The organism is Vibrio qinghaiensis (assembly GCF_002257545.1).
Lineage (GTDB): Bacteria > Pseudomonadota > Gammaproteobacteria > Enterobacterales > Vibrionaceae > Vibrio > Vibrio ordalii.
On record NZ_CP022742.1, the window covers coordinates 33,306 to 54,877 of the forward strand.

22 protein-coding genes and 2 pseudogenes are annotated in these 21,572 nt (G+C 44.1%); 11 read left to right on the top strand and 13 right to left on the bottom strand.

Going from position 1 to position 21,572, the window contains the following annotated elements; all coding sequences use genetic code 11:
* Positions 1-115: 115 nt before the first annotated feature.
* Positions 116-1,003 carry a LysR family transcriptional regulator gene (locus CCZ37_RS13505; RefSeq protein ID WP_094500898.1) on the bottom strand — a complete coding sequence of 296 codons (888 nt, stop codon included), beginning with the start codon at positions 1,001-1,003 and terminating at the stop codon, positions 116-118.
* A 125-nt stretch (positions 1,004-1,128) separates the two neighbouring features.
* Between CCZ37_RS13505 and CCZ37_RS13510 the strand changes: the two genes are divergently transcribed.
* From CCZ37_RS13510 to CCZ37_RS13520, 3 genes are all read left to right on the top strand, one after another.
* The gene (locus tag CCZ37_RS13510; RefSeq protein ID WP_017043238.1) at positions 1,129-1,767 is read left to right on the top strand and encodes an NAD(P)-dependent oxidoreductase; all 639 of its coding nucleotides are present in this window, start codon (positions 1,129-1,131) and stop codon (positions 1,765-1,767) included.
* Positions 1,768-1,882: 115 nt separating this feature from the next.
* A complete protein-coding gene (locus tag CCZ37_RS13515) occupies positions 1,883-2,605 on the top strand; it encodes a sulfite exporter TauE/SafE family protein (protein ID WP_094500900.1) in 723 nt (240 codons plus the stop codon).
* A 73-nt stretch (positions 2,606-2,678) separates the two neighbouring features.
* Positions 2,679-3,110: a YccF domain-containing protein gene (locus CCZ37_RS13520; RefSeq protein WP_029388405.1), complete on the top strand. Its 432-nt coding sequence runs from the start codon at positions 2,679-2,681 to the stop codon at positions 3,108-3,110.
* A gap of 79 nt (positions 3,111-3,189) precedes the next feature.
* Here the strand turns inward: CCZ37_RS13520 and CCZ37_RS13525 are convergent, their stop codons facing one another.
* Positions 3,190-4,056, bottom strand: a complete 867-nt coding sequence (locus CCZ37_RS13525) for a glycerol kinase (RefSeq protein WP_094500902.1) — start codon at positions 4,054-4,056, stop codon at positions 3,190-3,192.
* 241 nt (positions 4,057-4,297) lie between these two features.
* Here CCZ37_RS13525 and CCZ37_RS13530 point away from each other — a divergent pair, with 241 nt between their 5' ends.
* Entirely contained in the window at positions 4,298-5,155 is an 858-nt protein-coding gene (locus CCZ37_RS13530; RefSeq protein ID WP_010319270.1) for a Vmh family MBL fold metallo-hydrolase, read from the top strand.
* Positions 5,156-5,170: 15 nt separating this feature from the next.
* Here the strand turns inward: CCZ37_RS13530 and CCZ37_RS13535 are convergent, their stop codons facing one another.
* The 3 genes from CCZ37_RS13535 to CCZ37_RS13550 form a co-directional block, all read right to left on the bottom strand.
* Positions 5,171-5,578, bottom strand: coding sequence for a hypothetical protein (locus CCZ37_RS13535; RefSeq protein ID WP_017042139.1), 408 nt, complete (start codon positions 5,576-5,578; stop codon positions 5,171-5,173).
* Positions 5,575-6,066: a methylated-DNA--[protein]-cysteine S-methyltransferase gene (locus CCZ37_RS13540; RefSeq protein WP_094500904.1), complete on the bottom strand. Its 492-nt coding sequence runs from the start codon at positions 6,064-6,066 to the stop codon at positions 5,575-5,577. The genes CCZ37_RS13535 and CCZ37_RS13540 overlap by 4 nt, the downstream gene beginning before the upstream one ends.
* A 347-nt stretch (positions 6,067-6,413) precedes the next feature.
* On the bottom strand, positions 6,414-7,304 hold the full coding sequence (locus CCZ37_RS13550; protein ID WP_017042137.1) for a LysR family transcriptional regulator: 891 nt from the start codon (positions 7,302-7,304) through the stop codon (positions 6,414-6,416).
* A 148-nt stretch (positions 7,305-7,452) separates the two neighbouring features.
* On the opposite strand from CCZ37_RS13550, the gene CCZ37_RS13555 reads away from it, so the two are divergent.
* Positions 7,453-7,812 carry a MaoP family protein gene (locus CCZ37_RS13555; protein WP_017042136.1) on the top strand — a complete coding sequence of 120 codons (360 nt, stop codon included), beginning with the start codon at positions 7,453-7,455 and terminating at the stop codon, positions 7,810-7,812.
* A gap of 209 nt (positions 7,813-8,021) precedes the next feature.
* Here the strand turns inward: CCZ37_RS13555 and CCZ37_RS13560 are convergent, their stop codons facing one another.
* A complete protein-coding gene (locus CCZ37_RS13560; RefSeq protein WP_010319264.1) occupies positions 8,022-8,273 on the bottom strand; it encodes a DUF3081 domain-containing protein in 252 nt (83 codons plus the stop codon).
* A gap of 310 nt (positions 8,274-8,583) precedes the next feature.
* Here CCZ37_RS13560 and nagB point away from each other — a divergent pair, with 310 nt between their 5' ends.
* Positions 8,584-9,384, top strand: coding sequence for a glucosamine-6-phosphate deaminase (gene nagB / locus CCZ37_RS13570; RefSeq protein WP_013868251.1), 801 nt, complete (start codon positions 8,584-8,586; stop codon positions 9,382-9,384).
* A 127-nt stretch (positions 9,385-9,511) separates the two neighbouring features.
* Here nagB and CCZ37_RS13575 read toward each other — a convergent pair whose 3' ends face one another.
* Positions 9,512-9,808 (bottom strand): bactofilin family protein, encoded by a 297-nt coding sequence (locus CCZ37_RS13575; protein WP_305951630.1) that lies wholly within the window; start codon positions 9,806-9,808, stop codon positions 9,512-9,514.
* 8 nt (positions 9,809-9,816) lie between these two features.
* A complete protein-coding gene (locus tag CCZ37_RS13580; protein WP_094500908.1) occupies positions 9,817-10,764 on the bottom strand; it encodes a M23 family metallopeptidase in 948 nt (315 codons plus the stop codon).
* Positions 10,765-11,406: 642 nt separating this feature from the next.
* Here CCZ37_RS13580 and CCZ37_RS13585 point away from each other — a divergent pair.
* The 4 genes and pseudogenes from CCZ37_RS13585 to CCZ37_RS19350 form a co-directional block, all read left to right on the top strand.
* Positions 11,407-13,356, top strand: a complete 1,950-nt coding sequence (locus CCZ37_RS13585; protein ID WP_094500910.1) for a PTS mannitol transporter subunit IICBA — start codon at positions 11,407-11,409, stop codon at positions 13,354-13,356.
* Positions 13,357-13,472: 116 nt separating this feature from the next.
* Positions 13,473-14,621: a mannitol-1-phosphate 5-dehydrogenase gene (locus CCZ37_RS13590; RefSeq protein WP_094500912.1), complete on the top strand. Its 1,149-nt coding sequence runs from the start codon at positions 13,473-13,475 to the stop codon at positions 14,619-14,621.
* Positions 14,622-14,682: 61 nt separating this feature from the next.
* Positions 14,683-15,213 (top strand): MltR family transcriptional regulator, encoded by a 531-nt coding sequence (locus tag CCZ37_RS13595; RefSeq protein ID WP_010319258.1) that lies wholly within the window; start codon positions 14,683-14,685, stop codon positions 15,211-15,213.
* A 105-nt stretch (positions 15,214-15,318) separates the two neighbouring features.
* Positions 15,319-15,443 (top strand): annotated as a pseudogene (locus CCZ37_RS19350) (Gfo/Idh/MocA family protein); the annotation flags it as partial.
* Between the two features lie 188 nt (positions 15,444-15,631).
* Here CCZ37_RS19350 and CCZ37_RS13605 read toward each other — a convergent pair.
* The 5 genes from CCZ37_RS13605 to slyA form a co-directional block, all read right to left on the bottom strand.
* Positions 15,632-16,936 (bottom strand): dicarboxylate/amino acid:cation symporter, encoded by a 1,305-nt coding sequence (locus CCZ37_RS13605; protein WP_094500914.1) that lies wholly within the window; start codon positions 16,934-16,936, stop codon positions 15,632-15,634.
* Between the two features lie 483 nt (positions 16,937-17,419).
* Complete coding sequence (locus tag CCZ37_RS13610) at positions 17,420-17,863, bottom strand: DoxX family protein (RefSeq protein ID WP_094500916.1); 444 nt, start codon at positions 17,861-17,863, stop codon at positions 17,420-17,422.
* Positions 17,864-18,053: 190 nt separating this feature from the next.
* Entirely contained in the window at positions 18,054-19,088 is a 1,035-nt protein-coding gene (locus CCZ37_RS13615) for a DUF2955 domain-containing protein (protein ID WP_094500918.1), read from the bottom strand.
* A 12-nt stretch (positions 19,089-19,100) separates the two neighbouring features.
* Entirely contained in the window at positions 19,101-20,156 is a 1,056-nt protein-coding gene (locus CCZ37_RS13620) for an HlyD family secretion protein (RefSeq protein WP_010318632.1), read from the bottom strand.
* 6 nt (positions 20,157-20,162) lie between these two features.
* Positions 20,163-20,645 (bottom strand): transcriptional regulator SlyA, encoded by a 483-nt coding sequence (gene slyA, locus CCZ37_RS13625; protein WP_019283056.1) that lies wholly within the window; start codon positions 20,643-20,645, stop codon positions 20,163-20,165.
* 113 nt (positions 20,646-20,758) lie between these two features.
* Between slyA and CCZ37_RS13630 the strand changes: the two are divergent.
* A pseudogene (locus CCZ37_RS13630) lies at positions 20,759-21,513 on the top strand (DUF535 family protein).
* Positions 21,514-21,572: the final 59 nt, after the last annotated feature.

Below are 21,572 nucleotides of genomic sequence, written 5' to 3' on the forward strand. Positions count from 1 at the left end.
GAGATAAATGAGATTATTTACAATATTAATTATAGATAATTTCATTTTTGGCATTAACACTATGTTTAATCTAGCTAATAATATTGACTAAATTATTAGCTAGAATGACTTAACGCTAAGCGATGAGATCGTTTTTCCAACTTTGAGCGATGAAATCAATGAATTGGCGAACTAATGGGGTTTGATAGCTACGAGAAAGATACACAGCCCACAGTGCGCTGCTTGGGCTGTGAAACTCTGGCAAAACGCGCACTAGTGTTCCTGAGGCGATAAAGACATTTGCAAGATCGCATGGTAGCCGTACGAGGCCTTTGTGATGTAGGGCAGCACGGCATAAAATTTCCATATCATTAGCGCGGATGTTGCCATTCACGGTGACAGAGAGCTGTTCATTGTCTTTAACCAGATCCCACTTGTTATTATTCATGTGCACAAAGCAGTTGTGCTGGGTTAAGTCACTGGGTGTATTGATAGGAGGGTGTTGGTTGAGATAGCTGGGGGAAGCACATATGACGGTGCCGACGCTCATTAAACGGCGAGCGATGAGCGTATCATCCGGCTGTTGGGTAAAACGCAGGGCAATATCCACGCGTTCATCGACCAGTTGTGAAAGGCGATCTGAAGCGACAATGTCAATTAACACATTGGGGTGTCGTTGCGTGAAGTCTTCAACAACGGCCAATAACATGTTTTGAGCAAGGCCTATCGGCGCGGCAATGCGAATGGTACCGTTTAAGAGTTGTGACTGTTCCAACGCTCGTGTTTCAAGTTCGGCAGTTTGGTGCAAAATTTGTTCGCAACGGATTAAAGCCTCTTCACCGGCGGTGGTTAGGCTGACTTTGCGTGTCGTGCGGTGCAGTAACCTCTGCTTTAACCAATCCTCAACTTCTTGGACATGACGTGACACTTGTAATCGACTTAAGCTCAAGTTGTCTGCGGCTTTGGTAAAACTGGCAGTATTTGCCACTTCGATAAAACTGCGCATGGCGGTTAGTCTGTCCATGGTAGGCCTTTATTAGATACGAATATTGATACAATCTACATCATTTTTGGGTGTTTTTCCTCCTTCGTTTAACTACTAGACTACAATTGTTGTCGAGAAACAGAAACCGAATGAGGAAATAAATTATGAAAATTGCAGTATTAGGCGCATCAGGTTGGATTGGTAGTCACATTGTCAATGAAGCAAAAGCACGGGGCCACGAGGTGATCGCGTTAGTGCGTGATTCAAGCAAAGTCGATGCTGAAGGTGTTAGCGTTCAACTATTTGACTTACAACAGCCTTTGTCAAAAATTAGCGCAGCGTTAGCTGGTGTTGATGTCGTGATCGCTTCTATCGGTGGACGTGCAGCTGGCAACCACGATATTGTTGCGGCTACGGCGCAAAAACTGCTGTCGGATCTACCGCAAGTGGGTGTGGATCGCCTACTGTGGGTTGGTGGTGCGGGTTCATTGGAAGTCGCTCCCGGTATCAAATTGGTGACCGTAGAAGGTTTCCCTGAAGAGTACAAAGGGGAAGCATTAGCGCAAGGCGAAGCGTTGGATCTCTTCCGTGCGAGTACAAGCAAGGTTAATTGGACATTTGTTAGCCCGGCCGCTGAGATTTTTCCGGGTGAGAAACAAGGTGCTTACCGTGTGGGCGGTGACGCTCTATTGTCTGATGCTGAAGGTAACAGCAAAATCTCAGTCAGTGATTATGCCCTTGCGATGATTGATGAGTTAGAAAGTGCCGCTCACCCTCGTCAACGCATTGGTGTTGCTTACTGATACCAGACCGATAGATCCATTTGGCTATTCTCAGGATCGAAAATTGCTGATAACGTGAACGAAGTAATGCTCTCTATGGGCATTACTTTTCTTTGTTTCGCTTATAGGCATTTTAATGGAAATGTTCAGTAGTACGGCGCTTATCGCCATGTTTCTTATTTTCTTGGGTTCATTTGTGCAAACGGCGATTGGTTTTGGTTTAGCGATCGTCGCAGCACCCTTGCTGTTTTTGATCTCCGCCGATTACGTTCCTGCCCCCATTTGTATCGTGGCGCTGTTTATTTCTATCTTGAACGCCTTAAAGCATCGCTCGAACATTGAGCTCGGCGGTTTAAAAATGGCGCTGATTGGTCGCGTTCCCGGTTCAATTGCGGGCGGTATCCTTCTGGTTTTAGTCTCGACGGATGTACTGGCGTTATGGCTTGGTTTATTGGTGTTATTTGCCGTGGCGGTTAGTTTATTGCCGTATCGCATCGAACCGACCCCGATAAAAATGGGTATTGCGGGTTTTTTCTCCGGCTTCTTTGGCACCAGTTCCGCGATTGGTGGACCGCCGATGGCGTTGATCCTACAGCATCAAGAAGCGAATCAGTTGCGTGGCAATCTTTCGGCATTTTTTGTGTTTAGCTCGATCATCTCTTTGATCATTCAAATACCGGCAGGTTTTCTGACGTTGCATCATTTATGGATAACGATTCCGCTTATCCCCTCAGCTTGGTTGGGTTATAAGTTGGCGATGATGACCACGCAATCACTGCCCAAAGATAGCATCCGTTTCGCTGCGTTGCTGCTTTGTACGATAAGCGGCGTTACGGCGGTATGGCATGGTTTAGCCTAGCGTTAATCTTCCGTTCAGGTCATGCAATGATACTGAAAGGGTTTATGGGTCTATTTTATACGGAGTAACAGTGATGAGAACAATCGGCAATATTATTTGGTTTTTACTGGGCGGAGTGTTTATGGGGCTCGCTTGGTGGTTTTTTGGTCTCCTTGCCTTTATCAGCATTATTGGCATTCCATGGGGGCGTGCTTGCTTTGTTATCGGTAACTTTTCGTTTTTTCCTTTTGGGCAAGAGGCGATTTCCCGTGATGAATTGACCAATCAGCAAGATATTGGTACCAGCCCATTTGGCTTAATCGGCAATGTGATTTGGTTTATTTTCGCTGGTTTTTGGTTAGCCGTTGGTCATATTTTATCGGCGGTGGCGTGTTTTATTACCATTATTGGCATTCCTTTCGCACTACAGCATTTGAAACTCGCGGTTATTTCTTTGGCTCCGATTGGTAAAACCATCGTGCCGAAAGAAGAGGCGGCTAGAGCTCGCTATTCTTCTTATCGCTAATATAGGTTTGGTTTTTTGCTCCTTTCCTCTCGTTTTTCTCTCTCAGTGACGAGGGGAAGGGGGCATTTTTCCAAGGCGATTAATACGCTTTAATCCCAAACTCTCGCAGTTTTCTGGGCAGAATGTCATCTAAATGGGCAATGTCTTGCGGGTGAATATTAATCAGAGCAAAGCCGTGATCGTGGTAAATCGCTTGTGTGTGTAAGCGAGTTTTTTCGTCGGTCGCGCCACTATCTGAACCCCAATATTGCAAATACACTTTTCCTGCTGGCAGATAAAAATCGCACATCACATCAGCTTCTATCGGCAACTGACGCTCATAAGCGTGGACGACGCCTGCCAGATAGAGCCAATTATCGATCAGTAATTCGCCGGTTGAGCGAACATAGTGGCCGTCTAAGGTGCGATGTTTTGCCTCAAATTTTTGGCGAAAGTGAGACAATGATTTATCGGTCGATTGGCTGTGAGCCTCTTGCCCTAAAAATTCGACGATGGACTGTTTCAGACGTTTATGGCGAGTCACCGTATCATGCCAAACAACAAAGAATTGCTCAGAAGATTTATCTTCACGTTGCTGGGCGCCAGCTCTGAGCCCAGCCTCCGTTACTTGCCAACCTTTTTCTGTTTTAGATATCCAGCCTAACTCACTCAATAGTTGATTTATTTTTTTTGGGTTGAGCCTGAAATGATCGCCAAGCTGAGTGGCACTTAACGTTTTCCCGCTGGTGGCTTGTGTGTCGACGAGCAAGTTTTCCGGCCAGACAATAAATTGGCCATATTGCGTGTGCTGGGCGTATTCGCCGCCAAATTTTGCTCCCAGTTCTGTTAATACCCACTTGTTGTCGAAGCGGTTAATGTACCCTGCTTTTTGGAGGTTACTGAATAGTTGTTTAGCGTCGGTATTACGCAATTTAGCCAGTGCCGAGGTTGAATGTTTTTCTACCATCGTTCTCTCCTATCCCTCTTGAAATCGATCCAACAGATTGATATCCCTACCTTACTTGAATTTTTAATAAATGACAGTGTGAGTGCATGAGATCGTTTTTAAAAAACAGAGTGATTTGAGTGAATAATGTTTTTATTAGTATCTTAAATTGAATCAGTGAAGTTCATTATTGGATCTATTTGTTCTAAATAAAAAACAATAAGATGTTATTACTTCGAACAATGAATGAAAGGTAAACACAATGACAATTTCAAAACCGTTGATAACGGGTTTTTTGCTAGCAAGCACTTCTTTCTCAAGCTTAGCCGCATTGACGTTTCAAACCTACAACCCAGGAGAAAATGGAGTCTTTCCAGTCAGCTCAACACTGATTAGTGGTGAGAAACAAGCGATTTTAATTGATGCTCAGTTTGGTACAAAAGATGGCCAAGCTTTAGTGGACATGATTAAGCAGTCAGGTAAAGAACTTAAGGCCATCTATATTAGCGCTGGTGATCCTGATTATTATTTTGGTCTAGAACCGTTGGTTGCGGCGTTTCCTAACGTTGATGTTTTAGCAAGCCAAGCGATTGTTGAGCATATCAAGTCGACGAAAGACGCTAAGCTACAGTTTTGGGGCCCGATACTAGGAGAGAGTGCGCCAAATAAAATTATTGTCCCTAAGATTTTTGACCATCACGAGTTTTCATTAGAAGGTGATAAGATCGAAGTGAAAGAGCTTAATACACATCAAGCTTACTTATGGGTGCCTTCTGAGAAAACGATTGTCGGTGGTGTAGCGGTTGTCTCTGGTATGCATGTTTGGACGGCTGATAGTCAAACTCCGAAAGCGCGTGGTGAGTGGGTTCAAGCTTTAGAGAAAATGCAGATGCTTAAGCCAAAGAAAGTCATTCCTGGACATTATTTTGCTGATATACCGCAGGGTGTCGAAGCCGTAAAATTTACTAAGATATACTTGGAGAAATTCGAACAGGCTATTTCAACCTCAAAAGACTCGGCACAAGTGGTATCTAAAATGGTTACAGCTTATCCAGCGCTTCCAGGTAAAGAAGACCTTGAATTAAGTGCGCAAGTGAATATGGGTGAGCGTACTTGGTAACAGTATCAACGCGAGTCATTGGCTCGCGTTGTCTACTCCAGACGGTTTGGCTTCCACATAACCTGTTTTTGCCCACACGTTACTCAATTTATACATGGCGCAGACACTGCATGTGAGCACTTCTCCTTTACCATGGATCACCATCACAATATCTTCCCGTTTTTCTTTCGAGCTATTGCGTAGCTGGATCGTCAGTTGATTACCATCCACGCTGTAAGCGCGAGACCAGTGCTGAGTTTCAGATTCAGCACGTACAACACCTTCTTCGAAAATCAATAAGTCATCATTGAACTGGTTGTCATAAGTCCCTTTGAACTCATAAGTTTCACGGTTTAACCAACGTTCAAGGTCATCTTGAAAACAGCCTTGCAAAGTGGCTGTAAGGACGAGAATACTGATTGATTTTGCCGTAGATCTTATCATGTTGCTGCAACCTCTGTTGTTGTTCGCTCAAGTTCTAATAAGCTTGCTTTACGGTTTATTCCTCCCGCATAGCCAGTGAGTTTACCACTTTTTCCGATCACTCTATGGCAAGGAACGATGATCGAAATTGGATTTCTACCATTGGCCAAGCCGACAGCCCTTACGGCTTTGGGGTTACCGATCGCCTCTGCAATCTGTTGGTAGTTCCAAGTTTCGCCATAAGGTATCTTGCATAATGCTTGCCACACAGATTGTTGGAACTCGGTGCCTTTTGCCGCTAAAGGTAAAGTAAATATAGTCCGTTTCCCGGAAAAGTACTCATCTAACTGTTTGATAGTATTGATGAGTATAGTACAGTGTTCGGATTTTACCCCTAACTCTGTTGGCATGGTGGTTTCGGTTTCAAACCAAGCCCCCAATAAACCCTGCTCGCAGGCTTGCAATGTCATGATTCCTAAGGGGCTGTGATAGTGGGTGAAGCTATTCATATTAGTAATTCCAACAGTGAAAGGTGGCGTAACTTCCCCAAGGTGAAACCTTGTCTGCGTTCAGCTCAGGAAAATGGCTTAAGGCCTTCTTAACCACCAAATCAGTGTTTAGAAAGCAATCGGCATCTTAACCTAGCGTAGTTTACGAATATCTTTTAGTGAAAGCCAAGCTGTGACATCGATAAAGAGACTAGCGCTTTGTCGTGGTCAGCTAACATTGAACCCACAAGCAAAGCCTATTATAGAAAATAGGCAGAGAGCTGAATGATTTTCCTGCGGCTTCTCTTGAAAAAGGATATTCATAACGCTGTATTCAATACCCGCTACAGCGTTATGAATTTGTTCGGTCAGTCGAGAATGACCTCGCCCGCTTGTTGTAATGAGTAAGCACTACTAGGGTTGATGTTTTTGACTAACTTTTCCACTTGCATAATGGCTTCTATCGATGAGCTGTTTTTTCGGTAGCTGAGGAAGATGGGGCGCTGCCAATCTTCCACATTGTCAATTCGATACAATTGGCCAGAGTGGATAAAAGGTTCAACAAGTGAGGTAGGAAGGTAAGCGCTTCCCCCTTTTTCTAAAATGAAATCAAGTGCGATACGAGCGGTCGAGGTGCGCAAATAGGGGGTCGGCGTCTTCGGATGTCGCTCAGCATGCTCGGAGGCGAAACGGCTTCCCCAATCGACGTACACGTATTTATTATCAAAGGCGGTTTCCAGTGTGTCAGGACGCGTCGAAACCAACACCAGTACTAAGTCTGCGACTTTTTTGCAGTTTAGCTCTTCAGCTTTAATTGGGTCAAAGGCAAACGCCATATCTAAGGTACGCTCCAGTAGGCTGCGGTTGAGCTGCTCGCGTCCCATGACTTCCGCCATAAAGCCATAACCGCTAAAAGCATCAGTCACAACGCTTAAACAGTTTTGTAGATGAGCATCCCAAACGTTGGGAGTCCCCCCTATGGTCAGTTGCAAAGCTCGACCATTTTCCAAAGAGAGCTCAAATTTAGCTTGTTGCAAAGTAGCCACCATCACTTCGGCATAGCCAACGAGTCGTTCTCCTGCCGATGTGAGCTTTATATTGTTGCGATCACGCGTAAACAGTTGAGCATCAAAATAATTTTCTAATTGCTTGATGCGTGCGCTGACGGCGGCTTGGGTCAAATAAAGGTTTTCAGCTGCTCGCCCAAAATGGCGTACTTTGGCGAGTTCGAGAAAGGTGCGAAAAACTTTTACATCCATATTAAATCCTCTGAAATTACCCCATCAGATTAACAAGTAAGTGCAATTATGACGATAAAAAATTTTTGTTTTTCTTTTCGGAGATTTACGCCTAATTTTCGCCTGATCTATTGCTACATGGTAGTAGCGCCATTCACATGAGGTTGATATGTCTGAGACTGAATTCCGTCACGGAAAAAAACGTTTTTACGACAATATAAAGTTTCCACGAGGCTTTGCTAAGTCTGGTGATTTTACTCTTGCAGAAGAAGAACTTCTCGCCATTTATGGTGATACCATGCTTGGTCTTGAGTCGGGTGAAATCACGCCAGAGAATGCCGAAGAAGCGCATTTTGTTAAAGCGATCGAAAACCCAGTTAAAGCAAAATCTAAGTTGGAGCGTGTTTGGTTAAAGTACACTCAGCTTGCTCGCGGACGTAAGCGTTTCCATACCTTAAACGGTCGTAACAAGCCGGAAGGTGGTGATGATTATAATGACGAAGAAGTTAGCTTAACGGAAGAAGATTAATCTGCATCTCCAGTGCAGGATCTCAAGCCCGAATTTGACTGGCTTTTTCATCTCACTCTTCAGCCTTATTGACTTAATAAGGCTGAAATTCTGTCTCGGTTCGTCTTTGTTGCGACTATCTTCATCTGATAACACGGTGTTATGAATTTGCTGAGACTATTACTTTGCAGATACTATTACTTAGTTAACACGGTACCTGTCAAACTCGGTTATTTAACCAAGGTAGCCACTTTTTTCAAAAAGCTGTCGCGTTGATGCTCTTGGTCATAATCGAGATGGTAGGTATTGTGAAAGCCAACTTTTAACTCCACACCATTTCCTCGCATATAAATGTTATAACCATCATAGTCTGAAAAAGCTTCGATACCTTCATAGATTTTGCCGAACTCAGTCGGTGTACCACGTGCCATTACAGTTTCATAAGCATGGAGAATTTTTGCCGGATCAAGTTCGTTTTTCATGGTATTTGCTCCTTTTTTGCTTGTTACTCCAAGTATGAGTAATGAATGCACGCTTCGCCAGATAGTGGAGTGATAGCGACTCAAACTTTACTTAATTTTATAGATGAATTTTTATCTCATTTTGTTATAGAGTATGACGCATTGGTTAAGCTTACCTGTAGAGATTGCTACAAATTTAAGCGCATTTCTGGTTGGGATTTGAAGAAAGAGCGAAAACTTGACCTAAAACAATGGCAGTTACCTAACACTTATTTTATAATGCGAATTAATGTTCCATTACACCATAATATCCAATAACTAGGGGCCAATCATGAGACTTATCCCGTTAAAACAGGCTGCACAAGTCGGCAAGTGGGCAGCAGCACACATCGTAAAACGTATCAACGCATTCAATCCAACGGCAGACCGTCCTTTTGTATTGGGTTTACCTACTGGTGGTACACCATTGACGACTTATAATGCACTGATTGAAATGCATAAAGCGGGCGAGGTGAGCTTTAAACATGTCGTGACATTTAATATGGATGAATACATTGGTATTCCTGAAAATCATCCGGAGTCATATCGCTCATTTATGTATAACAATTTCTTCAATCATGTTGATATTCAAGAAGAAAACATCAACTTACTGAATGGCAACGCACCAGATGTTGATGCAGAATGTAAGCGCTATGAAGACAAAATTAAATCATACGGCCGCATTAATCTATTTATGGGCGGTGTGGGTAATGATGGGCACATCGCGTTTAACGAGCCTGCTTCTTCACTTTCGTCACGCACTCGCATTAAGACACTGACAGAAGATACACGCATTGCAAACTCTCGCTTTTTTGATGGTGATATCAACCAAGTTCCTAAATACGCGCTAACGATTGGTGTAGGCACACTGCTAGATTCAGAAGAGATCATGATTTTGGTTACTGGCCACAATAAGGCGCTAGCTTTGCAAGCGGCCGTGGAAGGAAGCGTCAACCACCTGTGGACTGTCTCTGCACTACAACTTCACGCGAAATCAGTGATTGTATGTGATGAACCATCGACTCAAGAACTAAAAGTGAAAACCGTAAAATATTTTGCGGAATTAGAAGCAAAAAATATAGAAGGTTTCTAAGTCTCTCCCAGTTGGGAAAGGACATTCATAAACAAAAGGCCTGCTAACATCAGCAGGCCTTTTTACACTTTGTAGCAAATGGGACTTTCGATCAAATGGGGAAGTGCGAACGAAATCGGTAGTTAAATTAACCTTCAGCAGCGATTTTCGCTTCTTTTAATTCAACTACTTGTTTCTCCGGGGCAGGGTAGGTTACTCCATTAAAGCGCCCACCTTGTTCAATGCTCAAGTCGTCGCTATAAATAGACCCTGTGACGCTCCCTTTGCTTAAAATTTCAATTTTAGTCGCGTGACATGTGCCTTGGAACTCGCCATTAATGATGATGTGGCCTGCGTACAGCTCACCATTAACCGTGCCTGTTTCACTAATGACGATGGTTTTATCAACGTGCAATTGACCTTCTACCGACCCGTCAATTTGAATATCGCTTTCTAACCTGAGTTCCCCACTAATGGAACAGCCTTTTGCGATGAGAGTTGTAGCTGAGTGCTGACTCTTAGCTCGACTTTGTTTACTAAAGATTCCCATCGGATACCTCTTACCTTACTAAATATCGTTTCAAAATCATTCACGCCCCAATCAACAAAAGGTCTTGGATCTAATGAACGGCCGACAAATCGAATTTCATAGTGTAAATGTGGGCCAGAAGATAACCCACTGTTTCCAGAATAAGCAATTAAGTCGCCTTTCTGTACAAAATCGCCCCCTTTCACGGCAAATTTTTGCAAATGAGAATAGGAGCTGGTAAATCCATAAGAGTGCTGTAAGCGTAAAAAATTGCCTGATCCTTTATCACTGGCGCGAGTGACTTCGGCAACGCCATCGGCTGGGGCATAGATTGGTGTGCCGATGTTGACCGCAAAATCTTGCCCGCGGTGAATTTTAACATTGCCCGTGACAGGATGAATACGTTCACCGTATCCTGACGAAATTCTCGCATTATGCACAGGTGCACCGCTAGGTATTTGGGTCAGCATCACCATTCTAACTGAGGAAGTGATAGCGGCGGTGTCTAAACGTGATTCTAATTCCGCTCCGCTTTCATCCATACCCAATACTTTTTCAAGGTCGCCCAATCTGTCAGAAACAATCTGCATCTTTTCTTCTCGCTCTAGCAGGTCATTCTCTAAGCTGTTTTTTAGCTCCTTTAAAGAGGTGACTTCTTCGGTCAGAGACATCGACTGGCTCTCTAACTCTTGTTGCTTGAGTTTAGCAAAATCAACTTCATCAAGAAGGTAATAGATAGCGCCGCCAGTGGCGACAATGCTGGCAACCAGCACATAGCCAAAACCTTTTAAAAAATGTCGGAACCATTTACCGAGATGAAAGTGCTTCGTCCCATGGATGGATGAAACGGAAACAACCACTCTTTCTTTCATGAATTCGTTCACAGCGTCTATGGTTAACAGTACAGCCGATTCTAACAGGGAATGCTCAGGGTCAAAACATTTTGCGTTGTAAGGTTATGCTCGCCTCACCTCTTAATTGCTCGGTTTGTGAATTGGAGCGTATCCTTGGCCTGCTTTTAGAGGAAACATCCCGATGCTGTTAGTAAAAAATGCCATATCAATGTATGAGCTAATATTAATATGGTTTTGTGTATATAAGTTACAGAATAGACAATATGGAAGTGGTGGATTTATTTTGATTGGTGAAATAAAGATGCAAATGTGATTTTTATCACTTTCGGCTCTTTAGTTTTTAATAATTAGAGTTAAATTGTGATTTAAATCAACTTTTCTTCGAAAGTTTAAATGTAAGAAGTGTGGCATTGATCATTTAAAATCTATTGACAAGGTGGGTCTGTGTTTTTTGTTGTAAATTTACATGTCAATTTAATGACCATGATCACGAAGAAATGATTTGTAAACTAGGATTTCTGAGGGGCTGATCACGAAAATCCCGTCGTCAGTTCCAGAATGAAATTGTGTGGTAAATTGATTGGGTACTAAGCAATCAACGGTTTTTCGCAGAACCGTTACAACAACAATATTCATCAGAACATCGAACGGGGAATCCACATGATATCACCAGATGCAAAGATCAAGATACAAAATTTTGGTCGCTTCTTATCTAACATGGTTATGCCAAACATTGGCGCGTTTATCGCGTGGGGCTTTATAACCGCACTATTTATCCCAACAGGTTGGCTACCGAATGAAACGTTAGCCTCTATGGTTGGGCCGATGATTACCTACTTATTACCACTGCTGATTGGTTACACCGGTGGTAAATTGGTTGGTGGAGAACGTGGCGCTGTTGTCGGTGCCATCACCACAATGGGTGTGATTGTCGGAACCGACATCCCAATGTTCATGGGAGCCATGATGGTTGGCCCTATGGGTGGTTGGGCGATCAAAACCTTTGACCAACGTGTTGAAGGTAAAGTAAAAAGCGGTTTTGAGATGTTGGTAAACAACTTCTCGGCAGGCATTATCGGTATGCTTGGCGCAATCTTGGCGTTTTACCTCATTGGGCCATTTGTCAAAGTGCTCTCCGGTGGTTTAGCCGCAGGCGTAAACTTCCTAGTTTCAGCACACCTTTTACCACTCACCTCTATTTTTGTTGAACCCGCGAAGATCTTGTTCCTTAACAACGCGATTAATCACGGTATTTTCTCACCGTTAGGTATTCAACAAGCCAGTGAAATGGGGCAGTCAATCTTCTTCTTAATTGAAGCAAACCCTGGCCCTGGTCTCGGTATTTTATTGGCTTACATGGTGTTTGGTAAAGGTACAGCGCGTCAAACGGCTGGTGGCGCTTCCATCATTCACTTCTTCGGCGGCATCCATGAGATTTATTTTCCATACATACTGATGAACCCACGTCTGATTCTTGCAGCGATTGCTGGTGGCATGACAGGGGTGTTCATTTTGACTCTCTTCAATGCAGGTATTGTTTCTCCAGCGTCTCCTGGCTCTATCTTTGCTGTACTACTGATGACACAGAAAGGGTCGATTGTCGGCGTATTATGCTCAATATTTGGTGCGGCAGGCGTATCCTTTACCGTTGCGTCATTATTGATGAAATCACAAAGTAGCACCGAAGAAGAAGGTGATGAAGCGGCGTTAGAAAAAGCCACATCACAAATGAAAGAGATGAAATCGAGCGCAAAGGGCAATGTGACGACGGCTTCTCAAAAAAGCAATATTGATTTAGCCAACGTGAAAAGCATTATTGTCGCTTGCGATGCGGGTATGGGTTCAAGCGCAATGGGCGCAAGCATGCTGCGTAAAAAAATCAAAGATGCGGGCTTAGCGATTCATGTCACTAACCTTGCCATCAATAGTTTGCCGGAGAACGCAGAAATCGTGATTACTCATAAAGACCTGACTGGCCGCGCACGCACACATGCACCCAGTGCACAGCATATTTCACTGAGCAACTTTTTAGACAGTGAAATGTACAACCAGCTTGTGACTCAACTTTTGGCAGCTCAACGCCCTAAGGCGGCGAATGATAGCGATGTAGTTAAAGTATCCATCCTCGCTGCGAATGACGACAGCTTTGAAATTCAAAAACCGTCCGTTTTTCAAATCCAAAAAGAAAACATTCACTTAGGTTTGCATGCCGCCAATAAAGAAGAAGCCATTCGTTTCGCGGGCAATAAGTTAGTTGAGCTTGGCTACGCGGAGCCTGAATATGTTGATGCCATGTTTGAACGTGAGAAAATGGTCTCCACTTATCTTGGAGAATCGATTGCCGTTCCTCATGGTACCGTCGCCGCCAAAGACCGCGTGATTAAAACGGGTATTGTGATTTGCCAATATCCTGCTGGTGTGCAGTTTACGGACGACCAAGATGGCGTGGCGAAACTGGTTATCGGTATTGCTGCCAAAAATGATGAACATATTCAAGTTATTACCACCATTACCAACGCACTCGATGAGCCTGATGCTATCGAGAAGCTCACCTCAACGACAGACGTGAGCGATATCTTGGCCATCCTATCGGGTAACCAAGCAGCGTAACGCTTTTGCTCCTGAGGCAAAACGAGGTCGGCTGTTCCCCTATACTGCTGACCTCACCTCAATTGAAGTATTAAGCGCTCTTTTCTCTTTTAGATAAGTTTTTGGTAGGTAAGATTATGAAAAATGCAGTACATTTTGGCGCGGGTAACATTGGTCGTGGTTTTATTGGTAAATTATTGGCCGATGCAGATATTGAAGTGACTTTTGCCGATGTCAATGAACCTTTGGTCGATCAATTGAGTCATCGTCAAGAATACAAAGTAAAGGTAGTGGGTTCTGAGTGCAAAATTGATACTGTCACTCATGTCACTGCGGTGAATTCAGCCAGTGATGATGTGATTGATCGCATTGTAAAAACGTATTTGGTCACTACAGCTGTCGGCCCTGCAGTGCTTGATATCATTGCGAAAACGATCGCCAAAGGCATCACCAAAAGATTTGAAGTGGGTAATGAACAGCCACTCAATGTGATCGCTTGTGAAAACATGGTGCGCGGTACAACACACCTGAAAGGCGAAGTGTATAAACATCTAGACCCATCGTTGCATGCTAAAACCGATGAGTTAATTGGTTTTGTCGATTCCGCGGTGGATCGCATTGTGCCACCTGTCGAAGCCGCGAACGATGACCCATTGGCCGTGACGGTTGAAAGTTTCAGTGAATGGATTGTTGATGAACAGCAATTTAAAGGTGAGATTCCTAACATTGAAGGGATGGAAAAAACCAATAATCTGATGGCTTTTGTTGAGCGTAAACTCTTCACCTTAAATACTGGGCACTGCATTACCGCCTATTTGGGTTGTGTGAGTGGTCATAAGACAATTCGTGAAGCGATTGAAGATCCTGCAATTCGTCAGCAAGTGAAGCAAGCCATGCACGAAAGCGGTGAAGTACTCGTTCGTCGTTACGATTTTGACCGTGAATTGCACGCCGCTTATATCGAAAAAATATTGAGCCGCTTTGCCAACCCATATTTGGTGGATGAAGTGGATCGCGTTGGTCGTCAGCCAATACGAAAATTAGGCCCCAATGATAGATTAATCAAGCCATTACTCGGTACAATCGAGTACGGAGTTGACAACAAAACGCTATTGAAAGGGATTGCGGCGGCCCTTAAATATACCAACGATAGCGATCCTCAAGCGGTCGAGCTTCAAACATCATTGAACCAATATGGCGTATGTAAAACACTGGCCCATTACACAGGGTTAGATGAGCAGAGCGAGCAGGTTAAGCAAATTGAAGCGATCTACAAACAGCTTTAACCACATAAATACTTTGGAGGGCGCTAATGCCCTCCGTTTATAACAACAATTAGTACAGCGTATGGCCGATAGAATTAACGAAAGTGATATAATTGAACGACTGAATAGTGCCCATTCGGTGCGCGGATTCTTTATTACAACGGTTGAAGTGTTCAATGAGGCGATTGACGCATTAATGCAACGCATTTTTCGCAAAGATAACTTCGCTGTCCAATCAGTGGTTGGCCCTCTATTGCAAGATTCGGGACCACTCGGCAACTTGTCTGTCAGGCTAAAACTGCTGTTTGGCCTTGGGGTATTACCTGATGATGTTTACCACGATATTGAAGATATCATCAAACTGCGTAATCAACTTAACAGTGATGGTGCTGAATACGAGTTCACCGACCCGAAAATTTTGGTGCCGATAAAAAAGCTCCATTTGGTGGCCAAAATGGGCATGGTGCAGTTGGAAGTATTGGAACCGGATGGCGACATTGAACTGGATTTTTACCAGCTTCAACTGCAGCGTCAGCAACAAATCATCAAATCCGGGCTCTCATTGGCGATTGTCGAAATTTGCAATGAACTGAACAAAGAGAGCCCATTTTAGCCTCATCCCAGACAGGCAAGGATTGCCTTTTCACTGAGTTCTACACCTCCCTTTTTTATCTTCTTGTGTTAGCCTAGTCTTCATCTAACGAAAAGAGATTTGATGATGAAAATTGGCATTATTGGTCTAGGTGAATCGCACAAAAGGCGTATCTTCCGGTTATCACACAGCGCCCAGATTTAGCATTGGTATTTTGTACTCGTAATTTTGCTCTTGTTACGCAACTAGCGCCATGATTGACGATTGGATTGGCGTGATAAACAGCGGAAAGCTGGCTTCAGAAGTGGCGAAGCCAACTTGGCCTCACACCAGCTGGCAGAGGCGCTATGTCATTATATTGCGAAGCAAATTGGTTAAAGAAAAACCCTGTAGCAATGACAACAGGGTTTTGATTTTGATGAGTATAAGTGAAGAAAGGTTAGGCTTGAGCTTTTGCTAAATGGACTTCTTCTTCTTTCACGCCAGCTTGTGGATCATTAAAGCGAGCTTCATCTAACGCGCCTTCTGTTTTCGCCACAATAAGAGTCACACAGCTATCACCAGTAATATTGACTGCGGTACGGATCATATCTAGTAAGCGGTCAACACCCATAATCAAAGCAATACCTTCTAGTGGCAAGCCGACTTGGTTTAGCACCATCGCTAGCATGACAAGGCCAACTCCCGGAACGCCTGCTGTACCAACAGAAGCAAGTGTTGCCGTGAGGATAACCATCACGTAGTCACCCATAGTTAGATCAATATTGAATGCTTGGGCAATAAATGCCGTCGCAACGCCTTGCATGATCGCCGTGCCATCCATATTAACGGTCGCGCCTAGCGGAATGGTGAAAGAGGCTATCTTGTTATCAACCCCTAAGCGGTTTTTAGCCGTTTCCATGGTGACGGGTATAGTCGCATTGGAAGAGGCTGTAGAGAAAGCGAACATAATTGCATCTTCCATTTTACGGAAGAAGGTGATTGGACTTAAACCAGTAAAGCCTTTCAACATCAAACTATAGGTGACAAAACCGTGTAGCAGCAAGGTAACCGTCAGTACTACGAAGTATTCTGCGAGGTTCAAAATTGCACTTAAACCAAGGCTTGTGAACAGTTTCGCCATCAGGAAAAATACGCCGTATGGAGCAAGGTTCATCAACAAAGCGACCAGTTTCATAATCACTTCGTTCAAGTCATTAAAAACGCCCGCAATGCGCTCGCCCGGTTTACCCGCGGCACTGATGGCTATGCCAAATAGTACGGCAAAGACGATGACCTGCAGTGTTTTGCCTTCTGCCATCGCGCTGATTGGGTTGGTCGGGAACATATCAATAAACACTTGGCCCAAAGAAGGGGCTTGCGCAGATTGGAATGAGCTTGCTGCGGTTAAATCGGCACCTGAGCCGGGTTGGAATATTGTGCCCATTGTCAGTGCCAGTGTGATGGCAATCGCGGTGGTCGCGATGTAAAAGGCTAGGGTTTTACCGCCCATTCGGCCAAGCGTAGTGAGATCTTTCAGTGAGCTCGTACCACAAACGAGAGAAACAAACACGAGGGGTACAACTAACATTTTTAAGCTGGCGATAAAGATTTTTCCACCAACATCGAATAAGCCGTTAACGATATAGGCGTCAACAAATCCGTTTTCAGCAAATAGGACTCGAATGGCAAAGCCAGTCAAAATACCCGCTACCATACCTAAAATAACACGGCCGGTAAGCGACATCGGTTTTTTGGTATTCATTGTGAACACTCCTTTATTTTATGCACTTCGACATCATTTCAAAGCGTGCCGCAGGTTAGCAGGGCTGAGTGCAAATCAAAAAGTAAAATAATGTTAACGGTTAATTGCTGTGATCTTTATCACTTAAAACTGCCCATCTTTTACGTTTTAATAACCAATTTTTGGCTTTAAATTTTTATTTTTTGTCATTTGGCAGTATATGAGTTCTTTTTGTTAACAAGTGTCACTATTCTCATATAATGGTAATTCGCTAGTTTTTATTCAATTTTAAGCTCGTTTGGTTGCATATTTATCCATTAAGGTTGCTTTATATGAATAGGGTCTCAACGGCACTTTTGTGTAGCACAAAAAGGAATGGCATGCCATATAAATGGAGAAAGGAAGGAAAGTGATACTAAGTTGAATGTTATCGACTGAAAATCTTAACGTTTGAAGGAGGCTTCGCCTCCTTCGATAAAACAGTATGCCGGCCTTAGGCATAGATTATGCGAGTTTTTTATTTAACCAGTTATCAAGTGCCAATTTGCCAGCACCAGAGAAAACCAAGGATGCACTGGCCGCAAGCAGCGCAAGGCCAAACTCATAACCGTTATTAGCCATGAATAAGCCGTTACCTAAGTGCACAGAAGCGATAGCGACGATCATCGTAATAGAAAGAACTAAGGCGGCAGGGCGAGTTAGTAAGCCAAGTAAAATAAATAGGCCCCCAAAAAATTCACCACTACCCGCTAAAAATGCCATCAGCACACCTGGATTTAAGCCAATTGAAGCCATCCATTGACCTGTGCCTTCTAATCCATATCCTCCAAACCAGCCAAAGAGTTTCTGCGCACCGTGCGCCATAAAAATGATGCCAATTGGGAAACGAAGCGCAAGCGCAGAAAATCCAGAAGTTGATGTGGTTAGTTGTTTCAATAGTGCTTTCATTAAAGTGTCCTCAGATTCATTAAAAGGTAGTAGGTGCTCAGCGGCTTCCTAGCTGTTGGAGCCAGTGTAGAGTGATTCGTAACCTGAGATAACTGACCTTGTTTGATGGTTAAGTTCGAAAAATTTGAACAATATTTATCTAGCACTTTGCTTAGCGTTGGGAATGAAAGCGTTGTTCATTTTTTGGATATTATTTGCCAAATTGGGTGGCTTTGAATTGATTTAGCAAGCGATGGACGAAATAGGTCACCAATAATGTGGCGACAATGGCAAACAAAATACTGCTGACTCGGTACAGGGCACTGAAAACTAAATCATTGCCCGGCGTCAAATATTGACCAAACAAGATCCCTAAGGTAGTCAATGAGCCAAAGCCGACCCCTGAACCGCTGGATTCTTTTACATGCCAGTAGCTAAAGAGCATCGCACCTATCCACAGCAGCGGAATAACAAATAAAAGCTGACCTGACCAATCGTAGAGCAGCAGTTGGACCGCAATACCGAAAGTGACACCAAGCAGAGTACCCATCGCGCGTTTGCGTGCGTAGCCTAGCGCTCCGTTCCAATGCATCGGGAAAAGTAGCAACAAGGTTGTGGCTTGCGCGGACATTGAATCTTGCAGATCGAATATTTGAAACACAACGAAAGAGAGTGTGGCAATGGTTGCGCCCATGAGCGCTTCATGACGCATACGGTGTGACTCTTTGGCCACGCTTGCATGAGCGGGAGGTTGCCTTTTCTGTGCGCCGGGAATACAGAATGTCACCAGATAAGCGACCATTACCGAAAGCAAATTCGCGATAAAGTTGCTGGTAATCAGATCGTTAAGATCAGTTGTGGGGTAGCTTGCAAAGTGCAGCATGATGCTCAAGCTCAATACGCTGTTCGCTCCAAATAAGAATAAGCTGCCTTTCGACATACAAGCAAATTTGTAGAGAAACAGTACAAAAGCGATCATCGTCATCAGTGCCGGATGAGCGCCAAACAGCCCCCCGAGAATGGCTACTTCTAAGCCACAAACGACGGCGGAAGCGAGCAGTTGCTTTGCGGCGTGCGCATTCATGACGGGCACCATGCCCAGTAACAGCATCGGTGTTACGGTAAAAAATACCCCGTAGTTCCAACCCAGTAGTTTACAAAAGGTAAAACCAAGCGTCGCACCTGTTGCTATTCTGACGCATTGGCGAAAGTCATTTTCAGATAATGGATGATCCCAAAGTCGCATTTTTTACTCCGCTTAATAGACGTAGTGCAGAGTGCTCAGAAACTGAATTTGCATTTTTGCCAGCCAAGCAAACGGGCCACTTTCTGGTAGCAACTGTACCGTCGCACGAGCACCGGAAGGCAATGTTGACATCGTTTCATCGAGCGAAAGGTGCACACGCATGCGTTGTGCATCACGCACCCAGCGATTAGATTCTGTTGGAGTGGCTAAACGCCCATTCGCATCAAACTGACCAGTACTTACCCCAGCATCCAGGCTACGAATACGCGCGGTAAAGACTTCGCCGGGTTTGCTATCAAAAGCAACTAGGGCGCGGCTATTGTCTGGGAAATGGCGTAAGCTTTTTTCTCTAAAATCAGCAATCACGTCTACATCCGTCGCTACCAACGCAACTAACGGCGTACCTGCTGCGGCGTAGGTGCCCGTTTCAAGCTGTAAGTTGGTAATGACGCCATCTTGCTCAGCTAGCGTTTGTGTGTAGGCAAGGTTTAGCTTGGCCTGCGCCAATTGGTTCAAAGCGGCGCGGATGCTGACGTTACTTTCGTCACTATTACCTCGACTAACGTGCAATTCTTGCAGGTGAGCTTGCGCTGCAACCAAATTGGCTTTCGCGGCGGTAGCGCCACTTTGTGCATCGTCTTTAAGTTGTTGAGAAGTCCCATTGCGTGCAAACAGAGTGTTTAATCGGTTAGCTTCGCGCAACTTTTGAGCGGCAACGATACGGCTTGCCGTAACATTAGCTTCTGCCGCAGCAATCGATGCATCCAATTGAGCGTTACCTTGTACCGCACGTTCATAATTGAGTTGGGCCTGCTCTACCGCCAGTTGATAGGGTTGTGGGTCGATGGTGAAAAGTACTTCACCCTTGTGTACGGTTTGATTATTAGTGACAAAAACATCACTGATTTGACCATTAACTCGGGGAGATATTTTGGTCACAGTCCGCGTTGCCATAGCTTGCGGTGTTAAAGGCATAGCCAAATCGGCCACCAAAAAATAGGCAAAGAGCGCCACAAAAGCGACGATGGAATATTTGATCCAAAGTGCAAATTTTTGATCAGGTGTCATAAGTAATTATTGTTCCTTTGAAGGTGTTGCTATCGGTTTGCTGAGCGTATCTAGAGCGTTGTGTGAGATTTGTTCGAGCGTAAGAGTCAGTTGGTGCAATTGTTGATCGTCAATATTACCCAGTAAGTTTTGGCGAACTTGCAAAATACGGGTTTCCATCTGCTTGATAAGAGCACGCCCGTTACTCGTCAAACTGACGATTCGAGCGCGCTTATCGTTGTGACAGCAGTGACGTTCGATCAGCGATTGTTCTTCGAGCTGCTTTAAAGTTCGCATCAAAGAAGCCAGTTCTATTTCTAACGCTTCGGCTAAGGTTTTTTGACTGACGTTGTCACCGAGACGCTGTAATTTCCACAATGCGGTCCAACGAGGATGGGTAAGGCCCAAGGGTGAGAGTTCTCGGTCCGCCACCATTTTCCATAAGCGTGAGAGACGAGCAAACTGCTCAGCGAGTGATAATTCTTTCAGGGTGTGCGTATTTTCAATCATAACGAGTCACATATTACTTAGCGTGCTAAGTAATATAATTTAGTTAGCGCGCTAAGTAAATAGCTAATGACGAAGGCTGACATTTTCATACAAACTCAGGACAGCTCCCCTCAATGAAACACTGTACATTATTTTCAATGAGCGACTCCCCAATGTTTGAGGCTGTCCTAGCTGCTGAAATTCTGGTCCATACTATGATAATTGAAAATAAACTCGACTACCTGTTTAGCCTGTCTGAACTCTCCGAAACGATTTACCCCAATACCAAAGGCTGGTCTAAAATCAGGAAGAATATCCGTTTTTGTTTATGGGGCGTGACCAATGCCTATGCTCTAAAAAGTATGCTGAGGCTGTTTTCGTGCTCCGAGTTAGCGGAGGTATTGAAGCAATGCCCACAGTTTTTGGAAAAACCATTAAAACCTTATCTCTGCGTCAATTGGTCTGCCAAAGAGCGGGTGTGACCGATCGTAATCAAATCATTAAAGATTTGACGCGCACGACTCACGGCTTAAGAACTAAAGCACTGATGGTTGAAATGATCATGACGCTAGCGCGTATCTTAGGGGTTGAAAACCTGTATGCGATTTCTAACCGCGGCCATATGTATCAAGCGTTGCGTTATATTGGCTCAAAGCGCAAATCAGTAAGCTTTGATTACGATGAACTGTGGACAGAGTACGAAGCAGAGAAAATGAGCAAATATTTGTACCGTTTGCCAACCACGCCAAACCGTAAAGGTGTTGAGACGCTAAATCGCAATAAACGCCGTCTATATACTAAACGTTATGAGTGGTTAGCCGAGGTGGAAACAGCCATGTTGGGCCGTATTGAACAGTTGAAACTTATGCCAAAGCATTTCGTGGTTTGATGGATCCACAAAATTAGAGGCTGATGTTATGGTTCAAAACGTGACCAGTAAGCTGGCGA

Bases quoted from the DNA above. Each gene is read 5' to 3' on its own strand.
- CCZ37_RS13525 (WP_094500902.1), bottom strand. From the start codon at position 4,056: ATGGTAGAAAAACATTCAACCTCGGCACTGGCTAAATTGCGTAATACC.
- CCZ37_RS13505 (WP_094500898.1), bottom strand. From the start codon at position 1,003: ATGGACAGACTAACCGCCATGCGCAGTTTTATCGAAGTGGCAAATACT.
- nagB (WP_013868251.1), top strand. From the start codon at position 8,584: ATGAGACTTATCCCGTTAAAACAGGCTGCACAAGTCGGCAAGTGGGCA.
- CCZ37_RS13595 (WP_010319258.1), top strand. From the start codon at position 14,683: ATGGCCGATAGAATTAACGAAAGTGATATAATTGAACGACTGAATAGT.
- CCZ37_RS13585 (WP_094500910.1), top strand. From the start codon at position 11,407: ATGATATCACCAGATGCAAAGATCAAGATACAAAATTTTGGTCGCTTC.
- CCZ37_RS13550 (WP_017042137.1), bottom strand. From the start codon at position 7,304: ATGGATGTAAAAGTTTTTCGCACCTTTCTCGAACTCGCCAAAGTACGC.
- CCZ37_RS13590 (WP_094500912.1), top strand. From the start codon at position 13,473: ATGAAAAATGCAGTACATTTTGGCGCGGGTAACATTGGTCGTGGTTTT.
- CCZ37_RS13520 (WP_029388405.1), top strand. From the start codon at position 2,679: ATGAGAACAATCGGCAATATTATTTGGTTTTTACTGGGCGGAGTGTTT.
- slyA (WP_019283056.1), bottom strand. From the start codon at position 20,645: ATGATTGAAAATACGCACACCCTGAAAGAATTATCACTCGCTGAGCAG.
- CCZ37_RS13560 (WP_010319264.1), bottom strand. From the start codon at position 8,273: ATGAAAAACGAACTTGATCCGGCAAAAATTCTCCATGCTTATGAAACT.
- CCZ37_RS13535 (WP_017042139.1), bottom strand. From the start codon at position 5,578: ATGATAAGATCTACGGCAAAATCAATCAGTATTCTCGTCCTTACAGCC.
- CCZ37_RS13555 (WP_017042136.1), top strand. From the start codon at position 7,453: ATGTCTGAGACTGAATTCCGTCACGGAAAAAAACGTTTTTACGACAAT.
- CCZ37_RS13510 (WP_017043238.1), top strand. From the start codon at position 1,129: ATGAAAATTGCAGTATTAGGCGCATCAGGTTGGATTGGTAGTCACATT.
- CCZ37_RS13540 (WP_094500904.1), bottom strand. From the start codon at position 6,066: ATGAATAGCTTCACCCACTATCACAGCCCCTTAGGAATCATGACATTG.
- CCZ37_RS13580 (WP_094500908.1), bottom strand. From the start codon at position 10,764: ATGAAAGAAAGAGTGGTTGTTTCCGTTTCATCCATCCATGGGACGAAG.
- CCZ37_RS13615 (WP_094500918.1), bottom strand. From the start codon at position 19,088: ATGCGACTTTGGGATCATCCATTATCTGAAAATGACTTTCGCCAATGC.
- CCZ37_RS13530 (WP_010319270.1), top strand. From the start codon at position 4,298: ATGACAATTTCAAAACCGTTGATAACGGGTTTTTTGCTAGCAAGCACT.
- CCZ37_RS13515 (WP_094500900.1), top strand. From the start codon at position 1,883: ATGGAAATGTTCAGTAGTACGGCGCTTATCGCCATGTTTCTTATTTTC.
- CCZ37_RS13610 (WP_094500916.1), bottom strand. From the start codon at position 17,863: ATGAAAGCACTATTGAAACAACTAACCACATCAACTTCTGGATTTTCT.
- CCZ37_RS13605 (WP_094500914.1), bottom strand. From the start codon at position 16,936: ATGAATACCAAAAAACCGATGTCGCTTACCGGCCGTGTTATTTTAGGT.
- CCZ37_RS13620 (WP_010318632.1), bottom strand. From the start codon at position 20,156: ATGACACCTGATCAAAAATTTGCACTTTGGATCAAATATTCCATCGTC.